Source organism: Bacillus sp. 05T31 (assembly GCF_056396725.1).
Genome location: NZ_JBFTMA010000266.1, coordinates 1 through 5,210 on the forward strand (window position 1 = coordinate 1; position 5,210 = coordinate 5,210).

The window sequence follows — 5,210 nt, forward strand, 5'->3', positions numbered from 1 at the left end:
ACAAAATTTCAAGATTTAAAGGATGAGAAAATCAAGAAAATCGCACTTGGTACACCCGAATCTGTACCTGCAGGAAAATATGCAAAAGCTTCTCTCACATATGAAAATCTTTGGAATAACGTTCAAAATAAAATCGTATTTACAAAAGATGTTCGCCAAGTGTTAACATATGTAGAAACAGGTAATGTTGATGCTGGTATTGTATATAAAACAGACGCTCTCGTTTCAGACAAGGTAAAAATTGTAGAAGCGGTAGCAGCTAATTCTCATGAGCCAATCCACTATCCTTTAGGTGTTATAAAGGAATCTAAGCATAAGAAAGAGGCGACTTCATTCTATGAGTATTTACAATCAAAAGATGCACAATCTATCTTTAAGAAATATGGATTTACAATCCTGCCATAATCGCTATGAGCTTTGATGCAATTTTGTCACCTGTCTTTCTATCCTTGCGAGTAGCTGCGTGCGCCACAATAATCGTTACGATCTTAGGAACGATTATTGGACGAGCATTAGCGCGCTCCTCGTGGCGATATAAAGTACTACTAGAAACTATTTTCTTATTACCAATGGTGCTTCCACCAACTGTTATCGGCTTTTTTCTAATTATCATTTTTGGAAATAACAGTCCCATTGGAAAGTGGATTGAATCATTATTTCAGCAGTCCATTATGTTTACATCTACTGCTGCTATCATTGCTTCTACAGTCGTTGCATTTCCGCTCATGTACCAATCAGCAAAAACAGGATTTTCTATCGCAAATGTACAAATTGAAGATGGCGCGCGCGATCTTGGTGCAAGTGAATATCAAGTTTTTCTACATGTTACACTCCCGCTTGCATTCCCCGCACTACTTAGCGGTATGATTTTAAGCTTTGTTCGTGCACTCGGTGAATTTGGTGCAACTTTAATGTTTGCAGGAAATATACCTGGCAAAACTCAGACGATTCCAACGGCGATTTATATGGCTATTGATGCGAGTAATATGCAACTAGCTTGGACGCTTGTAATCATAACGATTAGTATGTCCCTTCTATTCTTACTATGCATTCAACTCATTAATAGAAGAATTACTACTTCTTAAAGCAACTTTCGACAAAAGTTGCTTTTTATTTCCCGGAAAATAAAATGATTTGATTAATAACTGAATTTTTTCTCTTATTTAAATATACATTTTATTTGAATTCACTTTCTAAAATAGGTAATTTCCTGTTATTATATGAAAGTGTTTCAAAAAATGAAGAAATGAAAACGCATTTATATCGTAAATTCTTCATCCTGTTTTAGCGATCGGTAATCTTCTACTCTATTAGTGGGGCATTACCGATCGTTAGAACGATATGTAATTATATTGGTATAGAAAACCGAAGGGAGTCTTGTAATGGACATTTTATTAGCGCTTCTTCCTGCAATCGCATGGGGAAACATCTTATTAGTAAGCGTAAAAATGGGCGGTGGTGCATATAGCCAAACGGTAGGTATGACAATCGGTGCTCTATTCTTCGCAACAACTATGTATGTATTTACTCAACCAACTTTAACAATGACAGTCTTGATTGTTGGCTTTATTTCAGGTTTATTCTGGGCTTTAGGACAAGTAAACCAATTAAAAACAGTTGAAAAACTAGGTGTTTCAACTACTGTAACTATTTCTACTGGTATGCAACTTGTTGCAACTTCTATCTTTGGAGTTATCGCTTTTCGTGAGTGGACTACTACTACAACGATTGTTCTGGGAACGATTGCAATCCTATTAATCGTAATTGGTGTAGTATTCACATCACTAGATGATAAAGAAAATGCACAGCCACCAGGACAATTGAAAAAGGGACTTCTTACTTTAATTGTTTCTACTTTCGGCTATCTTGTATATGTAATTATTATTCGTTGGTATAATATCGATGGTTGGTCTGCTATTTTACCACAGGCAGTTGGTATGTTCGTTGGTGCGGTTGTACTGACGTCTAAACATAAACCATTTAACAAATATGCAATTCGTAATGCTGTATCTGGTTTACTTTGGGGAACAGGAAACTTATTCTTACTTCTTTCATTACCACGTGTCGGAGTAGCGACAAGCTTCCCATTATCTCAAACTGGAATCGTTATCTCAACATTCGGTGCGATTGTCTTCTTAGGTGAAAAGAAAACAAAACGTCAATTGATCTTTATTGCACTAGGTAGTGTTTTAATTATCGGCGGCGCTGTATTGCTTGGTATGACAAAAGCATAAACTTATAATCTATTAACAACCCCCTGAAGCATATGTGCTTCAGGGGGTTTCTGATTACAATTATTTTCTAAATATAATTATTTATACGATCTTGTTTTTTATAATTCCTCTTCCATTCTAGCAAGCCATCGATACACAAAACTTCCCCCCTTACCTATTCCACTTACGATAAGCCTTTTCTTTTTACAAAATTCTCTTAAAAATGGTATCGTTTTTTATAACATATTCCCATCAGAAAGGAATAAAGGATATGCCTAATAAACATCGAATTTTATTTATTGGTGCCGGTCGTATGGCAGAAGCTATATTTGCTGGACTACTTACAACAAGTAAAGAATACATCGAAGAAATTATTGTTTCCAATCGAAGYAACATAGAAAAATTGAAGCAATTACGAAATCAATATGATATATCTGTTACAACTGATTGGAAACAACATATTAAATCTGTAGATACAATTGTTTTAGCAATGCCACCTGTCGCACATGAACAGCTATTAGCGGAGCTTTCTCCTCTTCTAACTGATCAATTTGTTGTGACAGTTGCTGCTGGAATCGGACCATCTTATCTAGAAGAAAGACTCCCTCAAGGAATACCTGTTGCTTGGATTATGCCAAATACAGCTGCTGGGATAGGAAAGTCTATCTCCTTATATACGACGGGACATTCTGTAGATGAAACACATCAAGAAACGTTACAACTTCTTTTAAAAGGTATCGGTACCTCGCAACCTTGTACCGAAGAGGAAGTTCACCAACTTACCGCAGTTACTGGTAGTGCACCCGCTTTTCTCTATCACTTTGCTGAAGGTTTAATTGAAGCAACGAAAAGCTATGGTATTGATGAGGAAACAGCAAAACACCTTGTTATTCAAATGATTGCTGGCTCTGCCGCTATGCTCCAGCAAAATCAGGATCCAGCTATGCTCCGCGAACAAGTAACAACACCAGGAGGTTCAACGGCTGAAGGCTTAAAAGTTCTATATGAAAATAATTTTTCAGRAGTCATTCAACAAGCAGTTGAAGCAACCAATAAAAAAGCTAGGGGGAATTAATATGACTTTAACAAGTTTAAAAGACTATACAACATTACATAACGGTGTGAAAATGCCTTGGTTCGGCTTAGGTGTTTTTAAAGTTGAAGATGGTACAGAAGTAATTGATTCTGTAAAAGCAGCTATAAAAAACGGATACCGTAGTATCGATACTGCTGCGATATATAAAAACGAAGAAGGCGTTGGACAGGCAATTCAAGAATCTGGTATTCCTCGTGAAGAGTTATTCATCACTTCAAAAGTTTGGAATAGTGATCAAGGTTACGAGTCAACATTACAAGCGTTTGAAACTACATTAGAAAAATTAGGTCTAGAATATTTAGATCTATACTTAGTACATTGGCCTGTAAAAGGAAAATACACTGAATCATGGAAAGCTTTAGAGCAGCTTTATAAAGATGGTCGTGTTCGTGCTATCGGTGTGAGTAATTTCCATATTCACCATTTGCAAGACGTATTTGAAATTGCAGAAATTAAACCAATGGTTAACCAAGTGGAATACCACCCACGTTTAGCACAAGAAGAATTACATGCCTTCTGTAAAGAACATAACATCCAGCTTGAAGCTTGGTCACCATTAATGCAGGGGCAGCTACTTAATCACCCAACATTACAAGAAATCGCTACGAAATATAATAAATCGACTGCACAAGTTATTTTACGTTGGGATCTACAAAATGAAGTTGTAACAATCCCTAAGTCTATTAAAGAACACCGCATTATTGAAAATGCAAACATCTTCGACTTTGAATTAAGCTCGGATGATATGAAAGCAATTCAAGCTTTAAATGAAAATCATCGCGTTGGTCCAGATCCAGATAACTTTAACTTCTAGTAGGGAAACCACTGCCATATGCAGTGGTTTTTTATTTTCAATAAAACTGAAAATTTAAACTATATTCCATTCGATTGACACTTCATTATCTAAGGTGTAAGATTTTGAATTATCAAAGAAACACAAAAATTAATAAAATTTATTTATTTACTCATTGTATCAAGAGAGGTGGAGGGACTGGCCCTTTGAAACCTCGGCAGCAGGTTCATTTTGAATACTGTGCCACTTCCTGCAAGCTTTATGCTTGAAAGATAGAATGAGGGACTTCGTTTATATACGGGTGCATAACTTGTACGTAAAATTCCCTCTTTCTCAATACGAAAAGAGGGAATTTTTATTTTTCATTTCCCTCATCATCATCCAACCTTATTAACTATTTAGGAGGAAAATCAAATGAAAAAGAAGTTTGTACCCGGTATTGCATCAGTTGTAGGAGTAAGTATTTTATTATCTGGTTGCGGTAGTTATAAAAATGAAGCGAGCGGAGCAAATGCAAAAGATAAGGCACCTAGTAAGCAAGTTTTAAACTTATCTTCACCTACTGAGATTCGAACAATGGATACGGCTCGTGCTACAGATACTGATTCTGGTCAAGTAATGAGAAACGTATTTGAAGGTTTATACAATCTTGGCGAGGGTAATAAACCTGTTCCTGGCGTTGCGAAATCTCATGAAGTAAGTGGCGATAAAACGAAATACACATTCCATTTACGAGATTCAAAATGGTCGAACGGCACACCTGTAACAGCGAAAGATTTTGTCTTTGCTTGGCAAAGAGCTGTCGATCCAGCAACAGCTTCTGAATATGCTTTTTTATTCCTGGATATTAAAAATGCTAAAAAAATTAATAGTAAAGAGCTTCCAGCCGAGCAACTTGGTGTAAAGGCAGTTGATGACCATACGTTTGAGGTAGAACTAGAGCGTCCTGTTCCATACTTTATTAGCTTAACGGCGTTCCCAACATTTCTACCAATCAACGAGGAATTCTTTAAAGCACAAGGTGATAAGTACGCTTTAGAAGATAACAAAATCTTGTACAACGGAGCTTTTACACTAAACGATTGGAAGCATGAACAAAGCTTTAAAT

6 protein-coding genes and 1 riboswitch are annotated in these 5,210 nt (G+C 36.3%); all 6 genes read left to right on the forward strand.

The annotated features are described in order from the left end of the window. On the forward strand, window positions 1-405 hold a 405-nt coding region (gene modA, locus AC1DJR_RS16465), incomplete at its 5' end, for a molybdate ABC transporter substrate-binding protein (RefSeq protein ID WP_477003041.1). 5 nt (window positions 406-410) lie between these two features. Beyond that, window positions 411-1,085 (forward strand): molybdate ABC transporter permease subunit, encoded by a 675-nt coding sequence (gene modB, locus AC1DJR_RS16470; RefSeq protein WP_002029397.1) that lies wholly within the window; start codon window positions 411-413, stop codon window positions 1,083-1,085. 297 nt (window positions 1,086-1,382) lie between these two features. Then, window positions 1,383-2,234 carry a GRP family sugar transporter gene (locus AC1DJR_RS16475; RefSeq protein WP_002140141.1) on the forward strand — a complete coding sequence of 284 codons (852 nt, stop codon included), beginning with the start codon at window positions 1,383-1,385 and terminating at the stop codon, window positions 2,232-2,234. 250 nt (window positions 2,235-2,484) lie between these two features. Further along, the gene (gene proC / locus AC1DJR_RS16480) at window positions 2,485-3,288 is read left to right on the forward strand and encodes a pyrroline-5-carboxylate reductase (RefSeq protein ID WP_477003042.1); all 804 of its coding nucleotides are present in this window, start codon (window positions 2,485-2,487) and stop codon (window positions 3,286-3,288) included. 1 nt (window position 3,289) lies between these two features. Further along, window positions 3,290-4,123: an aldo/keto reductase gene (locus AC1DJR_RS16485; protein WP_429687633.1), complete on the forward strand. Its 834-nt coding sequence runs from the start codon at window positions 3,290-3,292 to the stop codon at window positions 4,121-4,123. Window positions 4,124-4,276: 153 nt separating this feature from the next. Beyond that, window positions 4,277-4,381: riboswitch (SAM riboswitch) on the forward strand. A gap of 135 nt (window positions 4,382-4,516) precedes the next feature. Beyond that, a partial coding sequence (locus tag AC1DJR_RS16490; RefSeq protein WP_477003043.1) for a peptide ABC transporter substrate-binding protein occupies window positions 4,517-5,210 on the forward strand: 694 nt, incomplete at its 3' end.

What these genes read in the sequence shown, in the direction of transcription:
- modB (WP_002029397.1), top strand. Translation starts at nt 411, where the DNA reads ATGAGCTTTGATGCAATTTTGTCACCTGTCTTTCTATCCTTGCGAGTA.
- AC1DJR_RS16475 (WP_002140141.1), top strand. Translation starts at nt 1,383, where the DNA reads ATGGACATTTTATTAGCGCTTCTTCCTGCAATCGCATGGGGAAACATC.
- AC1DJR_RS16485 (WP_429687633.1), top strand. Translation starts at nt 3,290, where the DNA reads ATGACTTTAACAAGTTTAAAAGACTATACAACATTACATAACGGTGTG.